This is a genomic window from Agrobacterium sp. Azo12, from assembly GCF_029193765.2.
Lineage (GTDB): Bacteria > Pseudomonadota > Alphaproteobacteria > Rhizobiales > Rhizobiaceae > Agrobacterium.
In genome coordinates, this window is sequence record NZ_JARFYO020000001.1 from 2,568,050 (window position 1) to 2,589,133 (window position 21,084).

Below are 21,084 nucleotides of genomic sequence, written 5' to 3' on the forward strand. Positions count from 1 at the left end.
GGGCTTCGGACGGACGCGGACGAACCGCAATCTTGCCTCACCCCTGTTTCCATGTGTCCCGGTCACAAACATTACGTTCGTCGTCGGGACTGTGAGGCTCTCATAAGGGAGCGCGAACGCCCGGAGTGAACCACTCCGGGCGTTCGTAGTCTATATATTACTCAGCAGCTTCAGCTGCAACAACCAGAAGCTTGATAGAGCTGCCAGCTTTTTCGATCTTTTCAACAGCAGCCTTGGAGGCGCCGGCTACTTCAATCGTTACCTTGGTGGTCAGTTCGCCACCGGACAGAACGCGAACGCCGTCCTTTTCGCGACGAATGACGCCAGCAGCCTTCAGAGCAGCCGAATCGATCGTTGCCTTAGGGTCGAGCTTCTTAGCATCGATTGCAGTCTGGATACGGCCGAGCGAAACGGTTGCGTATTCAGAAGCGAAGATGTTGGTGAAGCCGCGCTTTGGGAGGCGACGGTAGATAGGCATCTGACCGCCTTCGAAGCCGTTGATAGCAACGCCCGAACGAGCCTTCTGACCCTTAACACCACGACCACCGGTCTTGCCCTTGCCGGAACCGATACCGCGACCTACGCGGATACGATCCTTGGAAGAACCTTCGTTGTCTTTAATTTCATTGAGTTTCATGATGACTTCCCCGGTCTTACTTCTCGTCTACGACGCGAACGAGATGCTGGACAGCACGGATCATGCCACGAACCGATGGAGTATCTTCCAGGGTACGCTGACGGTGCATCTTGTTGAGACCCAGGCCGATCAGCGTCTGACGCTGTACTGCCGGGCGGCGATTGGCACTGGCGATCTGTTCGACCGTAACAGTCTTCTTGGATTCAGTAGCATTCTTGGCCATGATCCAGCTCCTTATTCTTCAGCAGCGTTGCCGGAAGCGGCGCGGCGTGCCTGAAGAGTTGCATACTTGAGACCACGCTGTGCAGCGACGTCCTTCGGATGAACCTGGTGCTTCAGAGCGTCGAAAGTTGCGCGAACCATGTTGTACGGGTTCGAAGAACCTGTCGACTTGGCGACGACGTCGTGAACGCCGAGCGTTTCGAAAACAGCGCGCATTGGACCACCGGCGATGATACCAGTACCAGCCTTTGCAGAGCGCAGCAGAACCTTGCCAGCGCCGTGACGGCCGTTAACATCGTGGTGCAGCGTGCGGCCATCGCGAAGCGGAACGAAGATCAGATCGCGCTTTGCGCTTTCAGTTGCCTTGCGGATAGCTTCTGGAACTTCACGAGCCTTGCCGTGACCGAAACCAACGCGACCCTTCTGGTCGCCAACAACAACGAGAGCAGCGAAGCCGAAACGACGGCCACCCTTAACAACCTTTGCAACGCGGTTGATTGCAACCAGCTTGTCAACGAATTCGCTATCGCGCTCTTCGCGGTTCTGGCGATCGTCGCGAGAACCTCTTTTATCCTGTGCCATTGTCCTTTTCCTTTTTCTTTTGCGGGTAGAACGGCAAACGAGAGAAGGACCACCGGTTCCATTTCTGGAACCCGCATGGTCCGGTGAAAACCGCCCGGACGGATCCGGGCGGAAGCTTTTTAGAAGTTCAGACCGCTTTCGCGTGCTGCATCTGCCAGGGCCTTAACGCGGCCGTGATAGATGAATGCGCCACGATCGAATACAACATCCTTGACGCCAGCCTTGCCGGCGCGCTCTGCAACCAGCTTGCCAACAACGGCAGCTGCTGCAACGTCCGCACCAGTCTTCAGCGACTTGCGCAGATCTGCTTCGAGTGTCGAGGCAGACGCAAGCGTCGTGCCGGCAACATCATCGATGACCTGTGCATAGATGTTCTTCGACGAGCGATGAACCGACAGGCGCGGGCGACCGTTAGCAACCGCCTTGATCTGGCGGCGTACACGGTTCGCACGGCGTGAAAGTGCTTCTTTCCTGCTAGCCATTTCGCGAGTTCCTTACTTCTTCTTGCCTTCTTTGCGGATGATCCGTTCTTCAGCGTACTTGACGCCTTTGCCCTTGTAGGGCTCGGGACCACGGTATTCGCGGATTTCCGCGGCAACCTGACCGACCTGCTGCTTGTTAATGCCGGAAACGATGATTTCCGTCGGCTTAGGAACGGCAATGGTGATACCGACCGGAGGCTCATAAACAACGTCGTGAGAGAAACCGAGCGCCAGCTGCAGGTTCTGGCCCTGCATGGCTGCACGATAACCAACGCCGTTGATTTCGAGCTTACGTTCGTAACCGTCCTTAACACCCTTGAAGATGTTCTCGATCATTGTGCGGGACATGCCCCACTTCGAACGAGCTTCCTTGGTGTTGTTGGCCGGCTGAACCGAAACCGAGTTTTCTTCCAGCTTCAACTGAATGTCGTCATTAGCGACGAAAAACAGTTCACCCTTCGGACCCTTTGCAGTGATCTTCTGGCCATCAACCGTGGCCGTGATCCCTGCTGGTACCTGAACGGGCTTTTTACCGATACGAGACATATTTTTATCCTGCCTGTTTCGCCAGGAGACCCCTGCCCGATCTTAGAAGACCGAGCAAAGAACCTCGCCACCAACGTTCTGTTCACGAGCCTGGTGATCAGCCATCACACCCTTCGGAGTCGAAAGGATAGTGATGCCGAGACCGTTCGCGACCTGCGGAATGGACTTTACCGAGACATAAACCCGGCGGCCCGGCTTGGATACGCGGCCGATCTCACGGATCACGGACGCGCCTTCGTAGTACTTCAGTTCGATCGTGAACTCGGCCTTGCCGTTTTCAAAATCGGACTTGGAATAACCGCGAATGTAGCCTTCAGCCTGCAGCACGTCGAGAACGCGCGCACGGAGGCTGGAAGCAGGAGTGCTAACCGACGACTTGCGACGAGCAGCACCATTGCGGATGCGGGTGAGCATATCACCCAACGGATCAGTCATTGTCATGTGCCCGTCTCCTTACCAGCTCGACTTGACAATACCCGGCACCTTGCCGGAATTGCCCAACTCGCGAAGCGCAATACGCGACATCTTGAGTTTACGATAGAACGCGCGCGGACGGCCCGTTACTTCGCAGCGGTTGCGGATACGTGTCTTCGAGCCGTCACGCGGCAGCGAAGCGAGCTTCAGTGTTGCCTGGAACCGCTCTTCGATCGGAAGGGACTGGTTCATGACGACAGCTTTGAGCGCGGCACGCTTGGAAGCATGCTGTGCAACTGTCTTGCGGCGGCGCTTGTTCTTTTCAACTGCGCTTGTTTTCGCCATATCAGAGTTCCTTTTCTACGCTCGTCGTTACGGTTACTGACGGAAAGGGAAGTTGAACTCTGTCAAAAGAGCCCGAGCTTCGTCGTCCGAAGTCGCCGTCGTGCAAACGATGATGTCCATGCCCCACATCTGATCAACCTTATCGTAGTTGATTTCTGGGAACACAATGTGCTCCTTGATGCCCATGGCGAAGTTGCCACGGCCGTCAAAGCTTTTCGGGTTCAGGCCCCGGAAGTCGCGAACGCGCGGAAGCGCGATGTTGATCAGACGGTCAAGGAACTCATACATGCGAGCGCCACGAAGAGTAACCTTCGCACCGATTGGCATGCCTTCACGAACCTTGAAGCCAGCAATGGAATTGCGAGCCTTGGTAACAACCGGCTTCTGACCAGCAATAGCGGCCAGATCGGCTGCAGCAACTGTTGGCTTCTTCGAATCAGCCGTTGCTTCACCAACACCCATGTTGATAACGATCTTGTCGAGCTTCGGGATCATCATCACGTTAGAGTAGGAGAACTTCTCCTGCATAGCGCCGCGAATACGGGAAACGTATTCAGCCTTGAGACGCGGCTCGTACTTGGACTCAGCCATCGATCACTTCTCCCGAACGCTTGGCCACGCGGACCTTCTTGCCGTCTACAACCTTGAACCCAACGCGGGTCGCCTTACCGTCCTTGTCGACGATAGCAAGGTTAGAGATGTGCAAGGATGCTTCCTTGTTGATGATGCCAGCTTCTTGGCCCTGGGTCTGGCGCTGGTGACGCTTCACCATGTTTACGCCACTCACGAAAGCCCGATCTTCTTTTGGCAAGACCTGAGTTACTTCGCCGGTACGGCCCTTGTCCTTACCGGTCAATACGACAACTTTGTCGCCTTTGCGAATTTTCTGCATCGCTATCGCTCCTTACAGTACTTCTGGAGCCAGCGAGATGATCTTCATATGGTTCTTTGCGCGAAGTTCGCGTGGAACCGGTCCGAAGATACGGGTGCCGATAGGCTCTTTCTTGTTATCGATAAGAACAGCTGCGTTGTTATCGAAACGGATGACGCTGCCGTCAGCGCGACGAATGTCCTTGGCGGTACGCACTACAACCGCCTTCATCACGTCGCCCTTCTTGACGCGGCCGCGCGGAATAGCTTCCTTGATCGAAACGACAATAATGTCGCCAACGGAAGCATACTTACGCTTCGAGCCGCCCAGCACCTTGATGCACATGACACGACGTGCGCCGGAATTATCCGCCACGTCGAGGTTTGTTTGCATCTGAATCATGTCAGGTCGCCTTCTTGTTGTTACTGGACCGGTTGGGCAGCCTCAAAGAGAAAGCCCCCTGCTCCAGCTTATGAAAAGTCTCTGTTTTCGCGCGGAAGAAATCTTGCCAGGGTGGTTTCCATAACGGACCTTCCGTGCGCATCAAAGCAAAAGACGCCCGGTGACGAGCGTCCTTGCGCTGCTTCATACAGGTTTTCGCGCCGATAGCAAGAGCCCGGCGCGAAACTGTTTGAATTAAGCCTGTGCGGAAACAACCGTCCAGCGCTTATCCTTGGAGATTGGTGCGCATTCCTCAATGGAAACCACATCACCAACCTTGTACTGGTTGTTTTCGTCGTGGGCCTTGTACTTCTTCGAACGACGAACGGTCTTCTGAAGCAGTGGGTGAGCGAATCGACGCTCGACCTTGACTACAACGGTCTTCTCGTTCTTGTCGGAAACTACGACGCCCTGCAGAATGCGTTTCGGCATATTATTCTTCCTTTAGGCCTTGGCTTCTGCCGCCTTCTGGCGGGCAATGGTTTTCACGCGGGCGATGTCCTTACGGACTTCGTTGATGCGCGAGGACTTTTCCAACTGACCGGTAGCCTTCTGGAAGCGCAGGTTGAACTGCTCTTTCTTCAGGTCGGCAAGCTTGTCCTTGAGCTGATCGGCGCTGAGGCCGCGAACATCTTCGGCTTTCATTGTGCCTGCTCCTTACTCTGCGATGCGCTGTACGAAGCGCGTCTTAACCGAGAGCTTGGCAGCGCCGAGACGAAGCGCCTCACGGGCGATCTCCTCGGAAACACCGTCGATCTCGAACATCATACGACCAGGCTTGACCTTGCAAGCCCAGTATTCGACCGAACCCTTACCCTTACCCATACGAACTTCGGTCGGCTTGGCCGTAACCGGAGTGTCTGGGAATACGCGGATCCACACACGACCTGCGCGCTTCATGTAACGCGTGATCGCGCGGCGGGCCGCTTCGATCTCGCGTGCATTAACGCGGTTCGGTTCCTGCGACTTCAAGCCGTATTCACCGAATGCAAGGTCAAAGCCGCCCTTGGCCACACCTTTGATGCGACCCTTGAACTGCTTGCGGTACTTAGTACGCTTTGGCTGCAACATTTTCTTACTTCTCCGAGCTTATCTTTCGCCAGCGTCAATCAAGCGTTTTCGCGACGACGATCGCCACGATCACCGCGCTCACGGCTTGCCGGACCCTGGGCATCGCCTTCGAGCGCACGACGCTCGGAAGCCATCGGATCGTGCTCAAGGATTTCGCCCTTGAAGATCCAGACCTTGATGCCGCAAATACCGAATGCGGTTTCAGCTTCAGCTGTACCGTAGTCGATGTCTGCACGCAGGGTGTGAAGTGGCACGCGACCTTCGCGGTACCATTCGGTACGAGCGATTTCCGCGCCGCCAAGGCGGCCGCCGCAGGTGATCTTGATGCCTTCGGCGCCAAGACGCATAGCGGACTGAACAGCACGCTTCATCGCACGGCGGAAAGCCACGCGGCGTTCGAGCTGCTGGGCAATCGACTGTGCTACGAGTGTAGCGTCGACTTCCGGCTTGCGCACTTCAACGATGTTGAGGTGCGTTTCGCTGTCGGTCATCTCCGAGATCTTCTTGCGAAGCTTCTCGATGTCTGCACCCTTCTTGCCGATGATCAGACCCGGACGAGCCGAGTGGATGGTCACGCGGCACTTCTTGTGCGGACGTTCGATGACAACCTTGGCGATGCCTGCCTGCTTCAATTCCTTGATCAGGTAAGCACGGATCTTGAGATCTTCGTGGAGCAGCTTGCCGTATTCGGCAGTGTCTGCATACCAGCGGCTATCCCAAGTACGGTTGATACCGAGGCGGAAGCCGATTGGATTAATCTTCTGACCCATTATGCGGCCTCCCCTTTTTCCTCGACTTCGCGAACAACGATAGTCAAGTGTGCAAACGGCTTTTCGATACGCGAGGCGCGACCACGGCCACGAGCGTGGAAACGCTTCATGGTGATGGACTTGCCAACGTAGGCCTCGGCGACGACGAGAGCGTCGACGTCGAGGTCATGGTTGTTTTCTGCGTTCGCAATAGCCGATTCCAGCGTCTTCTTGACGGTGGAAGCGATACGCTTGCGGGAGAATTCGAGCTCGGCGAGAGCGCGATCAACCTTCTTGCCACGGATAAGAGCGGCAACCAGGTTCAGTTTCTGTGGGCTGACGCGAAGCGTACGGGCAATAGCCTGAGCCTCGTTGTCCTTCAGCCGGCGTTCGGTCTTAGCCTTCGCCATGATTACTTCCTCTTTGCCTTCTTGTCCGCGCCATGACCGTAGTAGGTCCGGGTCGGAGAGAATTCACCGAACTTGTGACCGACCATGTCTTCATTGACATTGACCGGCACATGCTTGCTGCCGTTGTAAACGCCGAAGGTCAAGCCTACGAACTGCGGCAGGATCGTGGAGCGACGGCTCCAGATCTTGATTACTTCATTACGTCCGCTTTCGCGTACCTTCTCAGCCTTTTTGAGAAGATAGCCGTCAATAAACGGACCTTTCCATACTGAACGAGCCACTTGGACTACCTCTCTTACTTCTTACGCTGATGGCGCGAACGCATGATGAACTTGTCGGTCGACTTGTTGGAGCGTGTACGCTTGCCCTTTGTAGGCTTGCCCCACGGAGTCACCGGATGGCGACCACCAGACGTACGACCTTCACCACCGCCGTGCGGGTGATCGACAGGGTTCATAACGACACCGCGAACGTGTGGACGCTTACCGCGCCAACGCGAACGACCGGCTTTACCGTCGTTGGTGTTGCCGTGGTCGGCGTTGGAAACAGCACCGATGGATGCAAGGCAAGAGCCGTGCACGAGACGCTGTTCACCAGAGTTCAGACGAAGGATCGCCATACCCTGGTCACGACCGACGAGCTGCACATATGTACCTGCCGAGCGAGCGATCTGACCACCCTTACCAGGCTTCATCTCGACGTTATGGATGATCGAACCAACTGGGATGTACTGAAGCGGCATTGTGTTGCCTGGCTTCACGTCAACAGCCTTGTCGGAGGCGATCACCTTGTCACCAGCAGCAAGACGCTGTGGCGCGAGAATGTAAGCCTGTTCACCGTCAGCGTAAGTTACGAGCGCGATGAATGCAGTGCGGTTTGGATCGTATTCCAGACGCTCAACCGTACCCTCAACGTCAAACTTGCGACGCTTGAAGTCAATGAGACGGTATGTGCGCTTGTGACCGCCACCCTGGAAACGGACAGTGATCCGGCCCTGGTTGTTACGGCCACCCTTCGAGCTGAGACCTTGGGTCAGCGCCTTAACCGGCTTGCCCTTGTAGAGCGAAGAACGGTCGACAATGACCAGCTGGCGCTGGCTCGGAGTGGTTGGATTGAAACTTTTCAATGCCATTTTATTGTTCCCTTTTGGGTCTTTGCCCGCGTGGGCCTAACCTTTAGAGTCCGGTGGACACGTCGATGGATTGACCTTCGGCGAGCGTGACGACGGCTTTTTTGACGTCCTTCTGCTTACCAGCGAACCCACGGAAACGACGGGTCTTACCCTTGCGGATAAGCGTGTTCACAGCCGTGACTTTGACGCCGAAGAGAGCTTCGATAGCAGCCTTGATTTCAGGCTTAGAAGCGTCTTTGGCGACGTTGAATACGACCTGGTTCTGTTCGGATACCAGCGTCGACTTTTCCGTGATCGAAGGAGATACGATCACATCGTAGTGGCGAAGATCCGTCATTTGAACCGCTCCTCCAGAGCCTCTACAGCAGCCTTGGAAAGCACCAGCTTGCCACGACGCAGGATGTCGTAAACATTGATGCCCTGAACCGGCAGAACGTCCACATTTGGAATGTTCTGAGCAGCAAGCTTGAAGTTGCCATCAAGCTCGGCGCCGCCGATAACAAGAGCGTTGGTCAGGCCGAGCGAGGCGAAATTGCCCAGCAGAGCCTTTGTCTTTGCTTCAGATGCAACGAGCTGATCAACGATGATCAGGTCTTCAGCCTTCAGCTTTGCAGAAAGCGCGTGACGCAGAGCGAGAGCGCGAACCTTCTTCGGCAGGTCATGAGCGTGGCTGCGAACAACCGGGCCATGAGCCTTACCACCACCACGGAACTGCGGAGCGCGAGCCGAATGGTGACGAGCGCGGCCCGTACCCTTCTGCTTGTACATCTTCGCACCGGTGCGGGAAACTTCCGAACGGTTCTTGGTCTTGTGCGTACCCTGCTGCTTCTTAGCAAGCTGGTAGCGAACCATACGCGCCAGAATGTCCTGGCGTGGGTCGAGGCCGAAAATTTCGTCCGACAGGGATACCTTGCCGGCGTCTTTTCCCTCGAGGGTCGTGACGTTCAATTCCATAATAAGGCTCCCTTACTTCGCAGCCGACTTGACGGCATCACGGACGATGATCCAGGAACCTTTGGAACCAGGAACGGCGCCCTTCACGAGGATCAAACCGCGATCCTCATCGGTCGAAACCACTTCCAGATTCTGGGTCGTTACGCGTGTCTGGCCCATATGACCAGCCATGCGCTTGCCCTTCCAAACCTTACCAGGATCCTGGTTCGAACCAGTCGAACCATGCGCACGGTGCGAAACCGAGTTACCGTGCGAAGCGCGACCACCACCGAAGTTGTGACGCTTCATAGCACCGGCAAAACCCTTACCGATCGTGGTGCCGGTTACGTCAACCAGCTGACCAGCGGCAAAATGGCTTGGCGTCAAAGTCGCGCCAACATCGATGAGGTTTTCTTCGGAAACACGAAACTCAACAAGCTTAGCCTTAGGCTCAACGCTTGCAGTTGCAAAGTGACCACGAAGAGCCTTCGATGTATTCTTGACCTTCGACTGGCCAGCACCGAGCTGAACTGCGATATAGCCATTCTTTTCTTCAGTGCGCTGCGAAACAACCTGAACGTTGTCCAACCGCAACACTGTAACTGGGATGTGCTCACCAGCGTCATTATAGACGCGGGTCATTCCCACTTTCTGTGCAATCACACCTGAACGCATTGGTTCAATCCTCTTGCGAGCCTTGAAGGGAAACCCCTCTCCGCCCTTTGTTTGGGAGTTCCCGTAGACGTCTCACGACGCGTCCGGTCTCCGGTTTAGAAGTCGTTGGATTACTCCACGTACCTTCCTTGTTATATCCGGCTTTCGCCGGGGCCTTAGAGCTTGATTTCGACGTCAACGCCAGCCGCAAGGTCGAGCTTCATCAAAGCATCAACAGTCTGCGGAGTAGGATCAACGATATCGAGAAGACGCTTGTGCGTACGCATTTCGAACTGCTCACGGCTCTTCTTATCTACGTGAGGAGAGCGGTTAACGGTAAACTTTTCGATGCGTGTTGGGAGCGGAACCGGGCCGCGAACGCTGGCGCCGGTGCGCTTGGCGGTCGACACGATTTCGCGAGTAGAGGCATCGAGGATCCGGTGATCGAACGCCTTGAGGCGGATACGGATATTCTGGCCGTTCATTCGACTTGTCCTTGTTCTTAGTTATTCAATTTCCGCACGCGGAAATACATGAACCTATGTTGATCGTGGCGCCGCAGATTTTCAAAAATCGAGAGGAATGCAAGGCGCATCCCAATCATTTCGTTAGTCTGGATTACTTGAACGCCATGGTTCGCAAACACCTGCGAATCTCATAACAGCTCTGACTGCGCGTTTACGCGCTTTCACTGTAATTATCAAGCATTAAAAATGCCTCGTCGTCACGGTTTTTACCGATAGACAAATTGGCGACCCCGAGAGGTCGCCAATTCAATGTCTTCAATGAGGGCCGAAGCCCACATTAATTATTCGATGATCGAGGCAACGATGCCAGCGCCGACGGTACGGCCGCCTTCGCGGATAGCGAAGCGCAGCTTTTCTTCCATCGCGATTGGAACGATCAGTTCGACTTCAACGGTAACGTTGTCGCCTGGCATAACCATTTCCGTGCCTTCTGGCAGCGAAACGATACCGGTAACGTCAGTTGTACGGAAGTAGAACTGAGGACGGTAGTTCGTGAAGAACGGTGTATGACGGCCGCCTTCTTCCTTCGTCAGGATGTAGGCTTCTGCCATGAACTTCTTGTGAGGCTTAACAGAACCTGGCTTGCAAAGGATCTGACCACGCTCAACGCCGTCACGGGTAACGCCGCGAACCAGTGCACCGATGTTGTCGCCAGCCTGGCCCTGATCGAGCAGCTTGCGGAACATTTCAACGCCGGTAACAGTCGTCTTAGACGTCGCCTTGATGCCGACGATTTCAACTTCTTCACCAACCTTGACGATACCGCGCTCAACGCGACCGGTAACAACAGTACCACGGCCAGAGATCGAGAACACGTCTTCGATTGGCATCAGGAACGGCTGGTCGATTGGACGCTCTGGTGTTGGGATGTAGGCGTCAACCTGAGCCATCAGCTCACGAATAGCGTCTTCACCGATCTTCTTGTCAGAATCGTTAAGAGCAGCAAGAGCCGAACCCTTAACAACAGGAACGTCGTCGCCTGGGAAGTCGTAGGAAGAAAGAAGTTCACGAACTTCCATTTCTACGAGCTCGAGCAGTTCTTCGTCGTCGACCTGGTCAACCTTGTTGAGGAACACGACCAGAGCAGGAACGCCAACCTGACGAGCAAGCAGGATGTGCTCGCGGGTCTGTGGCATTGGGCCGTCAGCAGCCGAGCAAACCAGGATCGCGCCGTCCATCTGGGCAGCACCGGTGATCATGTTCTTCACGTAGTCGGCGTGGCCGGGGCAGTCAACGTGTGCGTAGTGACGGTTAGGCGTCTCATACTCAACGTGGGCTGTCGAAATGGTGATACCACGAGCCTTTTCTTCAGGAGCAGCGTCGATTTGGTCATACGCCTTGAACTCGCCGAAGTACTTGGTGATTGCGGCCGTCAACGATGTCTTGCCGTGGTCAACGTGACCGATCGTGCCGATGTTAACGTGAGGCTTATTGCGCTCAAACTTGCTCTTTGCCATTATTGGCTCTCCATTCTTATCCCTGAAAGGGAATAAACCTTAAAATTTTTGTGTGGGTATTCCGGTCACTTCTGACCGGAATACTTTGCCTGGATTTCAGCAGCTACGTTGCTTGGAACAGGCGAATAGTGATCGAACGTCATCGAGTACTGTGCGCGACCCTGCGACATGGAGCGAAGGTTGTCGACGTACTTGAACATGTTCGCAAGAGGAACATGCGCGCTGATCACGATCGTGATGCCACGCGATTCCTGACCCTGGATCTGACCGCGACGCGAGTTCAGATCGCCGATAACGTCACCGACGTAATCTTCTGGGGTAACAACTTCGACCTTCATCATCGGCTCGAGAAGCTGTGCACCAGCCTTCTTTGCTGCTTCACGGAAGCAAGCACGCGATGCGATTTCGAACGCCAGAACAGACGAGTCAACATCGTGGTATGCACCATCGATGAGAGTTGCCTTGACACCCAGCATCGGGAAGCCAGCCAGAGGACCGGAAGACAGAACGCTTTCGATACCCTTCTGAACGCCTGGGATGTATTCCTTAGGAACAGCACCACCAACGATCTTGGACTCGAACTTGAAGTCTTCGCCTTCTGGGTTCGGTTCGAAGATGATCTTCACACGAGCGAACTGACCGGTACCACCGGACTGCTTCTTGTGTGTGTAATCTTCTTCGTGCAGCTTCGTGATCGTTTCACGGTAAGCAACCTGCGGAGCACCAACGGTCGCTTCAACCTTGAACTCGCGACGCATACGGTCAACGAGAATGTCGAGGTGAAGTTCGCCCATGCCAGCGATGATTGTCTGACCGGATTCTTCGTCAGTCTTGACGCGGAACGAAGGATCTTCAGCAGCCAGGCGGTTGAGCGCGAGGCCCATCTTTTCCTGGTCGCCCTTGGTCTTCGGTTCGATCGCGATCTGGATAACCGGCTCAGGGAATTCCATGCGCTCGAGGATAACCGGCTTCAACGGATCGCAAAGCGTGTCGCCCGTTGTGGTTTCCTTGAGGCCAGCCAGAGCAACGATGTCGCCAGCAAAGGCTTCTTCGATGTCTTCACGGCTGTTGGAGTGCATCTGAAGCATACGGCCGACGCGCTCACGCTTGTCCTTGACCGTGTTGATTACAGATGTGCCCTTTTCGAGCTTGCCCGAGTAGATACGTGCGAAGGTGAGCGAACCAACGAATGGGTCGTTCATGATCTTGAACGCGAGCATGGAAAGCGGCTCGGAATCATCAGCGTGACGCTCGATTTCAGCTTCGGTCTTGAAGTCGATGCCCTTGATCGCAGGAATGTCCAGCGGAGAAGGCAGGTATTCAACAACAGCGTCGAGAAGCGGCTGAACGCCCTTGTTCTTGAACGCAGTACCGCAGAACATCGGGTGGAACTTCACGTCGATGGTGCCGCGACGAACGAGAGCACGAATCTTGTCGTTGTCTGGGTAGTTACCTTCGAGGTAAGCTTCCATTGCTTCTTCGTCGATCTCGACAACAGTCTCGATCAGCTTCTCGCGATATTCTTCAGCCTTAGCCTTCATATCTTCTGGGATCTCAACAACGTCCCACTGAGCGCCGAGCGATTCGTCGCGCCATACGAGAGCGTTCATTTCGATGAGATCGATCACGCCCTTGAATTCGGTTTCTGCACCGATTGGCAACTGCATGACAACAGCTGTCGCGCCGAGACGGGTCTTGATCATTTCTACCGAGCGGTAGAAGTCAGCACCGGTCTTGTCCATCTTGTTGCAGAAGATCATACGCGGAACGTTGTACTTCTCAGCCTGACGCCATACGGTTTCAGTCTGCGGCTCTACACCAGCGTTGGCGTCGAGCAGAGCAATAGCACCGTCGAGTACACGCAGCGAACGCTCAACTTCAATCGTGAAGTCAACGTGGCCGGGGGTGTCGATGATGTTGAAACGACGCATCTTGCCATCGCGACCCTTCCAGAAGGTCGTGGTAGCAGCAGAAGTGATGGTGATACCACGCTCCTGCTCCTGTTCCATCCAGTCCATCGTGGCAGCGCCATCATGAACTTCGCCGATCTTGTGCGACTTACCGGTGTAGTAAAGAATACGCTCGGTTGTGGTCGTCTTGCCGGCGTCGATGTGCGCCATGATACCGAAATTGCGGTAGTCTTCGATTTTATATTCGCGAGCCATAACGGACTGCCTTTCGGATCGGTTAGATTACCAACGGTAATGCGAGAATGCGCGGTTAGCGTCAGCCATCTTGTGCGTGTCTTCACGCTTCTTGACAGCCGAACCGCGGTTGTTCGCAGCATCCATGAGTTCGCCGGACAGGCGATCGACCATGGTTGTTTCGTTGCGCTTACGAGCAGCAGCGATCAGCCAGCGGATTGCGAGGGCCTGGCGACGCTCAGGACGAACATCAACAGGAACCTGGTATGTCGCACCACCAACGCGGCGAGAACGAACTTCAACGTGCGGAGCAACGTTATCGAGGGCCGAATGGAACACGCCGAGCGGCTCCTGCTTCGTCTTGCCCTGAACGGCGTCGAATGCGCCGTAAACGATGCTTTCAGCAACGGACTTCTTGCCATGAAGCATGATAGCATTCATGAACTTGGTGACGATCAGATCGCCGAACTTTGGATCCGGGTTGATCTCACGCTTTTCTGCACTATGGCGACGGGACATACTGTTTGTCTCTCAAATGTTATTGACGCTCAACCACGCGGAGAACCTCGCGCAGCGCCGAATTTGTTAATTGCCGAATTACTTCGGACGCTTCGCACCATACTTGGAGCGGCGCTGCTTACGGTTCTTTACACCCTGCGTATCGAGAACGCCGCGGATGATGTGGTAACGAACACCTGGCAAGTCCTTTACGCGGCCGCCGCGGATCATGACTACAGAGTGTTCCTGAAGGTTGTGGCCTTCACCAGGAATGTAGCCGATGACTTCGAAGCCATTCGTCAGACGGATCTTGGCAACCTTACGAAGAGCCGAGTTAGGCTTCTTAGGGGTCGTCGTGTAAACGCGTGTGCAAACGCCGCGCTTCTGTGGGTTTTCCTGCAGAGCAGGAACCTTATTACGCTTTACCTGTGCCTGGCGTGGCTTGCGGATAAGCTGGTTTACGGTAGGCATACAACCATCCCTTAGTATCTATCGCCCTCTCGGGCCGACGTTATGCCGTTTCCGGCGGTGGCACACGCTATACTTCATGCGCAAAACGTGGCCCAATCCGAATGATCGGATGGACCACAAAGGCAGAGGACGTATCACTACGTCGTGCGTGCAGCATTCGTGTCTTCAACGTGCGTTGGACCCAGTTTGAGCAGATATCCGGAACGAGTCATTCCGAACGGCCAAACCTCATACAGGTTCCGATGGGCGGCGTACTACTGTTTTACCCCTACTTCGTCAAGGGTGAATCCACATTTTGTCCCGCAGCACCGGCCTTCTCGGGCCTTCGTTTAGCATATTTACCGCTGCTGTTAATCTGTTTCATCAATATATCGGCCAAAACACGTATTCCGTATTGGGCTTTATACCAAAGCCGTCTATTGATTCTTCAAACGACGCTTGGTGACACCATCACCGTGGCTGTTCGTCAGCACACAGCAAAAAAACTGCCTTCAGGAGCAAGGAGAACACCATGACCCTCCCCCATAATGATAACGACAACGGATCGGTTGACCCCATGGTATTCATCGTCATAGGCAAGGCTTATGAACGGGATGGCGACGAAGGCATCGACATCCACGTGATCCTGCGTGCACCCGATGATGACACAGCCGTCCGCGACACGCTGAATGCACTTTCGGAGGAAGGTTTCCTCGAGGCCGACCTCGACCAGATCGGCATGCTGACGGAGATCCCCGACGAAGAGCCGCATGCCTCGGCCTATCAGGGCGCGCTGGAAGGCGAAGTCGCCATTATCCGCTTCGCATAACCCTTATAGCCAAAACAGACAAACCGCCTGTCACCAGGCGGTTTTCTTTTTTAAACAGTAAACAGATCGTATCAGTTGTTGATATTGGCCGTTGGCTTCGGTGTAGTGGCCGTTTCAGCCGGCAAGATCGGATAGATGATGTCGGGAGCCTTGCCGGTCAGCGATCCCAGAAACGCCACGATCAGATCGACATCCTGATCATTCAGCTCCTCGCCCAGCTGCGCAGTGCCCATCACCGCCACCGCCTGTTTCAGGTCCCAGACCTTGCCCGAATGGAAGTAAGGCGCGGTCAGCGCCACATTGCGAAGTGGTGCAGCACGGAACACATATGAGTCGTCAGCCGTGTTTGTCACCGCAAAGCGACCCTTGTCATTTTCAGGCAAAACATCGGCACCTGGCTTCTCCACCAGACCGAATGGATAGTACCCTTCCCCGCCGACATTAATGCCGCCGTGGCACGAGGCACAGCCCTTGTCCATGAACAGCTGCAGGCCCTGTTTTGCCTCAAGCGCCAGTGCGTTCTCATCCCCATTCAGATAGGCATCGAAGGGTGCCGGCGTGATCAGCGTGGCTTCAAAGGCTTCAATAGCCTTGGCGAAATTATCGAAGGTAACCGGGTCGTCTTCACCGGGGAAAGCCGCCTTGAACCACTCGACATATTGCGGCATCGAATTGAGCGTCGCGACCACCTGCACCGGCGTATTGGCCATCTCCACACCGGCCTGTACCGGGCCTTTCGCCTGTGCCTTCAGGTCATCCGCACGACCATCCCAGAACTGTGCAACGTTGAACACCGCATTGAACACGGTCGGTGAATTGCGCGGTCCCTTCTGCCATCCGTGGCCGATCGACGTCTCGAGGTTGTCGTCACCACCGGTTCCGACATTGTGGCATGAGTTGCATGAAAACACCCCCGAGGCCGACATGCGCGGATCAAAGAACAGTGCCTTGCCGAGCGCTATCTTCTGTGCTGTGATCGGGTTGTCCTTGACCGATGGAATGGTTGAGGGCAGCGGCCTAAATATCGCAAGTGCGCTTTGCCGCAACTCGGCCGGAACCGGGTCCGCCGCATAAACAGCCGTGGTTGCCAAAACTCCGGCAGCCAATGTGTATAGAAATTTTCTCATAACAGCCTCCGTTCGCCGACCCTGCCTTCCTGGTTTTAAGCAACAGGGTCGGCCCTTCAGTTGGGAGGCAAATCCCCTGCCCTTGCGGGCTCCTGATTGGGAAGATCTGCGTCCTGTGAACGGATTAAAATTAGAATAAATAAAAACTGGTCCTTTGCGATGGATCAACGGCGACAGGCCACCAAACGCAAAAACGCCCGAATTGCGTCGGGCGTTTAGGTTTGTCAATTCTGGAGGGTGCGGCAAATTGGCACCCATTAGACCATCTATCCGAAGCAGGTATCGTGCACCGACATGATGCACGACACCGGATCGAATTACTCGCCGGCAGGAACCGTTTCGTCCTTGGTCATGTCGCGCAACATCTGCGTTGCGGAGTCCGAACCAGTGGACTTCTTGCGCTCTTCGATGATCAGCTCGTCGCGTGTCGTCGCGATGCGGCGGATCTGGGTCATGGTACCGCCCGTACCGGCCGGGATAAGGCGACCGACGATAACGTTTTCCTTCAGACCCTGCAGCGTGTCCATCTTGCCTGCGATTGCAGCTTCCGTGAGAACCTTTGTGGTTTCCTGGAACGAAGCAGCCGAGATGAAGGACGGCGTCTGCAGCGATGCCTTGGTGATACCCAGAAGAACTGGTTCGCCGTAGGCAGGCTTCTTGCCTTCCTCGATCAGACGATCATTCATGTCGTCCATTTCGATGCGGTCGACATTGTCACCCACGATGTACTGGCTGTCACCAGCATCCGTGATTTCAACCTTCTGCAGCATCTGGCGAACGATCACTTCGATGTGCTTGTCGTTGATGACAACGCCCTGCAGACGATAGACTTCCTGGATTTCGTTCACGAGGTAGGAAGCCAGAGCCTCTACACCCTTGATCGCCAGAATGTCGTGCGGAGCTGGGTTACCGTCGAGGATGTAGTCACCCTTTTCGATATAGTCGCCTTCCTGAAGGTGGAAGGGCTTGCCCTTCGGGATCAGGTATTCGACTGGCTCAACACCATCTTCAGCAGGCTCGATGATGACGCGACGCTTGTTCTTGTAGTCGCGGCCCAGACGGATCGTACCATCGATTTCGGCGATGATAGCGTGGTCCTTTGGACGACGGGCTTCGAACAGTTCAGCAACGCGTGGCAGACCACCCGTGATGTCCTTGGTCTTGGCGCTTTCCATTGGCGAACGTGCAAGCACATCACCCTGGGAAACCTTCGTGCCCGGTTCTACGGACAGAATTGCGTCAACCGACAGCAGGAAGCGGGCTTCACCACCACGAGAAAGCTTGGCAATGTTGCCGGAAGCATCCTTGATAACGATGGCAGGCTTGAGGTCCGAACCGCGAGGTGTCGAACGCCAGTCAATAACCTGACGCTTGGTGATACCGGTGGATTCGTCGGTTGCTTCCAGAACCGAAAGACCATCGACCAGGTCTTCGAACTGAACAGTACCTTCGACTTCCGTCATCATTGGGCGTGTGTACGGGTCCCACTCGGCGAAACGCTGACCGCGCTTAACCTTGTCACCGTCATCCACGAAGATCTTCGAACCGTATGCAACGCGCTGCGAAGAACGCTCAACGCCACGCTCATCGAGAATGGTGATGGCCATGTTACGGCCCATCGCGATGAGGACGCCTTCAGAGTTGCGCAGCATGTTGCGGTTCTTGATCTGGATCGTACCTTCGTACGACGCTTCAAGGAACGACTGGTCAACCACGTTCGCAGTACCACCAAGGTGGAACGTACGCATGGTCAGCTGGGTGCCCGGCTCACCGATGGACTGAGCAGCGATAACACCCACTGCTTCACCCATGTTAACAGGAGTACCGCGTGCAAGGTCACGACCGTAGCAAACGCCGCAAACGCCAACCTGGATTTCGCAGGTCAGAGCCGAACGGATACGAACGGACTGGATGCCAGCCTTTTCGATGATTGCCACTTCAGCTTCGTCGATCAGCTTGCCAGCCTTGACGATGTTCTCGCCAGTGACCGGGTTGTCGATGTCGTCGAGAGCCGTACGACCAAGAATACGTGCACCGAGCGAGGCAACAATCTGACCGGCATCGACGATGGCAGTCATTGTCAGGCCCTTGTCGGTGCCGCAATCGTTGGAGTTGACGATGCAGTCCTGCGCGACGTCAACGAGACGACGTGTCAGGTAACCGGAGTTAGCCGTCTTCAAGGCCGTATCTGCAAGACCCTTACGGGCACCGTGTGTCGAGTTGAAGTACTCGTTCACGGTCAGGCCTTCCTTAAAGTTCGAAATGATCGGCGTTTCGATGATTTCGCCCGAAGGCTTGGCCATCAGACCGCGCATACCACCGAGCTGACGCATCTGGCTTGGCGAACCACGGGCGCCGGAGTGCGACATCATATAGATGGAGTTCATTGGCTTCTGGCGACCAGTTTCCGGATCGAACTCCACAGCCTTAATGCGAGCCATCATCTCTTCGGCAACCTTTTCGGTAGCCTTGCCCCAAGCGTCAACAACCTTGTTGTACTTTTCGCCCTGGGTGATGAGACCATCATTGTACTGCTGTTCGTATTCCTTCACCAAGGCTTCCGTTTCACCAACGATTTTCACCTTGGTGTCCGGGATGACCATGTCGTCCTTGCCGAACGAAATGCCAGCGCGGCAAGCATGGGAGAAGCCGAGCTGCATGATGCGGTCGCAGAAAATGACTGTGTCTTTCTGACCGCAATGACGGTAGACCGTGTCGATCATCTTGGAGATGTTCTTCTTGGTCATTTCCTGGTTGCAGGTGTCGAATGGCACGTTGACATTCTTCGGCAGCAATTCACCAATCAACATACGGCCAGGCGTTGTTTCATGGATCTTCGAAACCGGCTTGCCATCGGCATCAACGGTCTTGAAGCGACCGCGAATTTTCGAGTGCAGCGTCACAACCTTGTTTTCAAGGGCGTGATGCAGTTCGCCGATGTCGGAGAAGGCCATGCCTTCGCCCGGCTCGTTCTGGTTCATGATCGACAGGTAGTACAGGCCGAGAACCATGTCCTGCGAAGGAACGATAATCGGGTGACCGTTTGCCGGATGCAGAATGTTGTTGGTCGACATCATCAGAACGCGGGCTTCAAGCTGCGCTTCCAGAGAAAGCGGAACGTGAACAGCCATCTGGTCACCGTCGAAGTCGGCGTTGAAGGCCGTGCAGACGAGCGGGTGCAGCTGAATGGCCTTGCCTTCAACCAGCATTGGTTCGAAGGCCTGGATACCCAGACGGTGCAGCGTCGGTGCGCGGTTCAGGAGAACCGGATGCTCGCGGATAACCTCGTCGAGGATATCCCAAACTTCTGGCTTTTCCTTTTCAACCAGCTTCTTGGCCTGCTTGACGGTCGAGGAGTAACCCTTTGCGTCGAGACGGGCGTAGATGAACGGCTTGAACAGCTCGAGCGCCATCTTCTTCGGCAGGCCGCACTGGTGCAGCTTCAGTTCAGGACCGGTCACGATAACCGAACGACCGGAATAGTCGACGCGCTTACCGAGAAGGTTCTGACGGAAGCGGCCCTGCTTGCCCTTGAGCATGTCGGACAGCGACTTCAGCGGACGCTTGTTGGCGCCGGTGATGACGCGACCGCGACGACCGTTGTCGAACAACGCATCGACGGATTCCTGCAACATGCGCTTTTCGTTACGGATAATGATACCCGGCGCACGAAGCTCGATCAGGCGCTTCAGACGGTTGTTACGGTTGATAACGCGGCGATACAGGTCGTTCAGGTCGGAGGTCGCAAAGCGGCCACCATCCAGCGGAACCAGCGGACGCAGGTCCGGAGGAATAACTGGAACAACCTTCATGATCATCCACTCGGGACGATTGCCTGACTCCATGAAGTTCTCAACGATCTTGAGACGCTTCATCAGCTTCTTCTGCTTGAGGTCCGAAGTCGTTTCGGCAAGCTCAACGCGCAGATCGCCAGCGATCTTCTCGAGGTTCATCGAAGCCAGCATTTCATAGATGGCTTCAGCGCCGATCATGGCGGTGAACTGATCTTCGCCGAACTCGTCGACGGCAATCATGTACTCTTCTTCGGACAGAAGCTGGTTCTGCTTCAGAGAAGTCAGGCCTGGCTCGGTCACGATGTAGTTTTCGAAGTACAGAACGCGCTCAACATCTTTCAGCGTCATGTCGAGCAATGTCGAGATACGCGAAGGAAGCGACTTCAGGAACCAGATGTGGGCAACAGGTGCTGCCAGTTCGATATGGCCCATGCGCTCACGGCGAACGCGCGACAGCGTAACTTCAACGCCGCACTTTTCGCAGATGATGCCCTTGTACTTCATACGCTTGTACTTGCCGCACAAGCATTCGTAGTCCTTGATCGGTCCGAAAATACGCGCGCAGAAAAGACCGTCGCGTTCCGGCTTGAAGGTACGATAGTTGATGGTCTCTGGCTTTTTGATTTCGCCATAGGACCAGGAGAGGATCTTCTCAGGCGACGCAATCGAAATCCGGATGGAATCGAAATGCTGCGCTGGCACCTGAGGATTGAACAGATTCATGACCTCTTGGTTCATGCCTTGTCTCCTTGAGAGGCTTGTTGTCGCC

At 55.1% G+C, this 21,084-nt stretch carries 29 protein-coding genes; 2 read left to right on the plus strand and 27 right to left on the minus strand.

Annotation, left to right across the window (positions count from 1 at the left end; all coding sequences use genetic code 11):
- Positions 1-157 precede the first annotated feature (157 nt).
- The 25 genes from rplO to rpsL form a co-directional block, all read right to left on the minus strand.
- On the minus strand, positions 158-637 hold the full coding sequence (gene rplO, locus PYL13_RS12265; RefSeq protein WP_192488646.1) for a 50S ribosomal protein L15: 480 nt from the start codon (positions 635-637) through the stop codon (positions 158-160).
- Between the two features lie 16 nt (positions 638-653).
- Positions 654-860, minus strand: a complete 207-nt coding sequence (gene rpmD, locus PYL13_RS12270) for a 50S ribosomal protein L30 (protein WP_192488645.1) — start codon at positions 858-860, stop codon at positions 654-656.
- Positions 861-871: 11 nt separating this feature from the next.
- A complete protein-coding gene (gene rpsE, locus PYL13_RS12275) occupies positions 872-1,441 on the minus strand; it encodes a 30S ribosomal protein S5 (RefSeq protein ID WP_192488644.1) in 570 nt (189 codons plus the stop codon).
- Positions 1,442-1,560: 119 nt separating this feature from the next.
- Positions 1,561-1,923, minus strand: a complete 363-nt coding sequence (gene rplR, locus PYL13_RS12280) for a 50S ribosomal protein L18 (RefSeq protein ID WP_192488643.1) — start codon at positions 1,921-1,923, stop codon at positions 1,561-1,563.
- Positions 1,924-1,935: 12 nt separating this feature from the next.
- Positions 1,936-2,469: a 50S ribosomal protein L6 gene (rplF, locus tag PYL13_RS12285; protein ID WP_192488642.1), complete on the minus strand. Its 534-nt coding sequence runs from the start codon at positions 2,467-2,469 to the stop codon at positions 1,936-1,938.
- Between the two features lie 42 nt (positions 2,470-2,511).
- Positions 2,512-2,910, minus strand: coding sequence for a 30S ribosomal protein S8 (gene rpsH / locus PYL13_RS12290; protein ID WP_045024690.1), 399 nt, complete (start codon positions 2,908-2,910; stop codon positions 2,512-2,514).
- Between the two features lie 12 nt (positions 2,911-2,922).
- Positions 2,923-3,228, minus strand: a complete 306-nt coding sequence (gene rpsN / locus PYL13_RS12295; protein ID WP_192488641.1) for a 30S ribosomal protein S14 — start codon at positions 3,226-3,228, stop codon at positions 2,923-2,925.
- Positions 3,229-3,261: 33 nt separating this feature from the next.
- Positions 3,262-3,819, minus strand: coding sequence for a 50S ribosomal protein L5 (gene rplE, locus PYL13_RS12300; protein ID WP_192488640.1), 558 nt, complete (start codon positions 3,817-3,819; stop codon positions 3,262-3,264).
- A complete protein-coding gene (gene rplX, locus PYL13_RS12305; RefSeq protein ID WP_192488639.1) occupies positions 3,812-4,120 on the minus strand; it encodes a 50S ribosomal protein L24 in 309 nt (102 codons plus the stop codon). The genes rplE and rplX overlap by 8 nt, the downstream gene beginning before the upstream one ends.
- 12 nt (positions 4,121-4,132) lie before the next feature.
- On the minus strand, positions 4,133-4,501 hold the full coding sequence (gene rplN, locus PYL13_RS12310) for a 50S ribosomal protein L14 (protein ID WP_003495199.1): 369 nt from the start codon (positions 4,499-4,501) through the stop codon (positions 4,133-4,135).
- A 234-nt stretch (positions 4,502-4,735) separates the two neighbouring features.
- On the minus strand, positions 4,736-4,972 hold the full coding sequence (gene rpsQ / locus PYL13_RS12315; protein WP_192488638.1) for a 30S ribosomal protein S17: 237 nt from the start codon (positions 4,970-4,972) through the stop codon (positions 4,736-4,738).
- A gap of 12 nt (positions 4,973-4,984) precedes the next feature.
- Positions 4,985-5,185 (minus strand): 50S ribosomal protein L29, encoded by a 201-nt coding sequence (rpmC, locus tag PYL13_RS12320; protein WP_138790874.1) that lies wholly within the window; start codon positions 5,183-5,185, stop codon positions 4,985-4,987.
- 12 nt (positions 5,186-5,197) lie between these two features.
- Positions 5,198-5,611, minus strand: a complete 414-nt coding sequence (gene rplP / locus PYL13_RS12325; protein ID WP_192488637.1) for a 50S ribosomal protein L16 — start codon at positions 5,609-5,611, stop codon at positions 5,198-5,200.
- Positions 5,612-5,649: 38 nt separating this feature from the next.
- The gene (gene rpsC / locus PYL13_RS12330) at positions 5,650-6,381 is read right to left on the minus strand and encodes a 30S ribosomal protein S3 (protein WP_192488636.1); all 732 of its coding nucleotides are present in this window, start codon (positions 6,379-6,381) and stop codon (positions 5,650-5,652) included.
- Entirely contained in the window at positions 6,381-6,770 is a 390-nt protein-coding gene (gene rplV / locus PYL13_RS12335) for a 50S ribosomal protein L22 (RefSeq protein WP_045230773.1), read from the minus strand. The genes rpsC and rplV overlap by 1 nt, the downstream gene beginning before the upstream one ends.
- A 2-nt stretch (positions 6,771-6,772) precedes the next feature.
- A complete protein-coding gene (gene rpsS / locus PYL13_RS12340; protein WP_192488635.1) occupies positions 6,773-7,051 on the minus strand; it encodes a 30S ribosomal protein S19 in 279 nt (92 codons plus the stop codon).
- A 14-nt stretch (positions 7,052-7,065) separates the two neighbouring features.
- A complete protein-coding gene (rplB, locus tag PYL13_RS12345; RefSeq protein ID WP_192488634.1) occupies positions 7,066-7,902 on the minus strand; it encodes a 50S ribosomal protein L2 in 837 nt (278 codons plus the stop codon).
- 43 nt (positions 7,903-7,945) lie between these two features.
- Entirely contained in the window at positions 7,946-8,239 is a 294-nt protein-coding gene (locus PYL13_RS12350) for a 50S ribosomal protein L23 (RefSeq protein ID WP_192488633.1), read from the minus strand.
- Positions 8,236-8,856: a 50S ribosomal protein L4 gene (rplD, locus tag PYL13_RS12355; protein ID WP_192488632.1), complete on the minus strand. Its 621-nt coding sequence runs from the start codon at positions 8,854-8,856 to the stop codon at positions 8,236-8,238. The genes PYL13_RS12350 and rplD overlap by 4 nt, the downstream gene beginning before the upstream one ends.
- 12 nt (positions 8,857-8,868) lie before the next feature.
- Positions 8,869-9,510, minus strand: a complete 642-nt coding sequence (gene rplC / locus PYL13_RS12360; RefSeq protein WP_192488631.1) for a 50S ribosomal protein L3 — start codon at positions 9,508-9,510, stop codon at positions 8,869-8,871.
- A 155-nt stretch (positions 9,511-9,665) separates the two neighbouring features.
- Entirely contained in the window at positions 9,666-9,974 is a 309-nt protein-coding gene (gene rpsJ, locus PYL13_RS12365) for a 30S ribosomal protein S10 (protein ID WP_003507767.1), read from the minus strand.
- Between the two features lie 323 nt (positions 9,975-10,297).
- Positions 10,298-11,473 carry an elongation factor Tu gene (tuf, locus tag PYL13_RS12370; protein ID WP_192488619.1) on the minus strand — a complete coding sequence of 392 codons (1,176 nt, stop codon included), beginning with the start codon at positions 11,471-11,473 and terminating at the stop codon, positions 10,298-10,300.
- Between the two features lie 65 nt (positions 11,474-11,538).
- Positions 11,539-13,638: an elongation factor G gene (gene fusA, locus PYL13_RS12375; RefSeq protein ID WP_192488630.1), complete on the minus strand. Its 2,100-nt coding sequence runs from the start codon at positions 13,636-13,638 to the stop codon at positions 11,539-11,541.
- Positions 13,639-13,665: 27 nt separating this feature from the next.
- Positions 13,666-14,136, minus strand: a complete 471-nt coding sequence (gene rpsG / locus PYL13_RS12380) for a 30S ribosomal protein S7 (RefSeq protein ID WP_192488629.1) — start codon at positions 14,134-14,136, stop codon at positions 13,666-13,668.
- A 78-nt stretch (positions 14,137-14,214) separates the two neighbouring features.
- Positions 14,215-14,586, minus strand: a complete 372-nt coding sequence (gene rpsL / locus PYL13_RS12385; protein WP_003507760.1) for a 30S ribosomal protein S12 — start codon at positions 14,584-14,586, stop codon at positions 14,215-14,217.
- Between the two features lie 101 nt (positions 14,587-14,687).
- On the opposite strand from rpsL, the gene PYL13_RS12390 reads away from it, so the two are divergent.
- Positions 14,688-15,101, plus strand: coding sequence for a hypothetical protein (locus tag PYL13_RS12390; protein WP_275641551.1), 414 nt, complete (start codon positions 14,688-14,690; stop codon positions 15,099-15,101).
- Positions 15,098-15,394 carry a transcriptional regulator gene (locus PYL13_RS12395; RefSeq protein ID WP_192488628.1) on the plus strand — a complete coding sequence of 99 codons (297 nt, stop codon included), beginning with the start codon at positions 15,098-15,100 and terminating at the stop codon, positions 15,392-15,394. The genes PYL13_RS12390 and PYL13_RS12395 overlap by 4 nt, the downstream gene beginning before the upstream one ends.
- Before the next feature lie 71 nt (positions 15,395-15,465).
- On the opposite strand, the gene PYL13_RS12400 is transcribed toward PYL13_RS12395, so the two are convergent.
- The gene (locus tag PYL13_RS12400; protein WP_275641552.1) at positions 15,466-16,521 is read right to left on the minus strand and encodes a cytochrome-c peroxidase; all 1,056 of its coding nucleotides are present in this window, start codon (positions 16,519-16,521) and stop codon (positions 15,466-15,468) included.
- 317 nt (positions 16,522-16,838) lie between these two features.
- Positions 16,839-21,053: a DNA-directed RNA polymerase subunit beta' gene (gene rpoC, locus PYL13_RS12405; protein WP_192488626.1), complete on the minus strand. Its 4,215-nt coding sequence runs from the start codon at positions 21,051-21,053 to the stop codon at positions 16,839-16,841.
- Positions 21,054-21,084 lie beyond the last annotated feature (31 nt).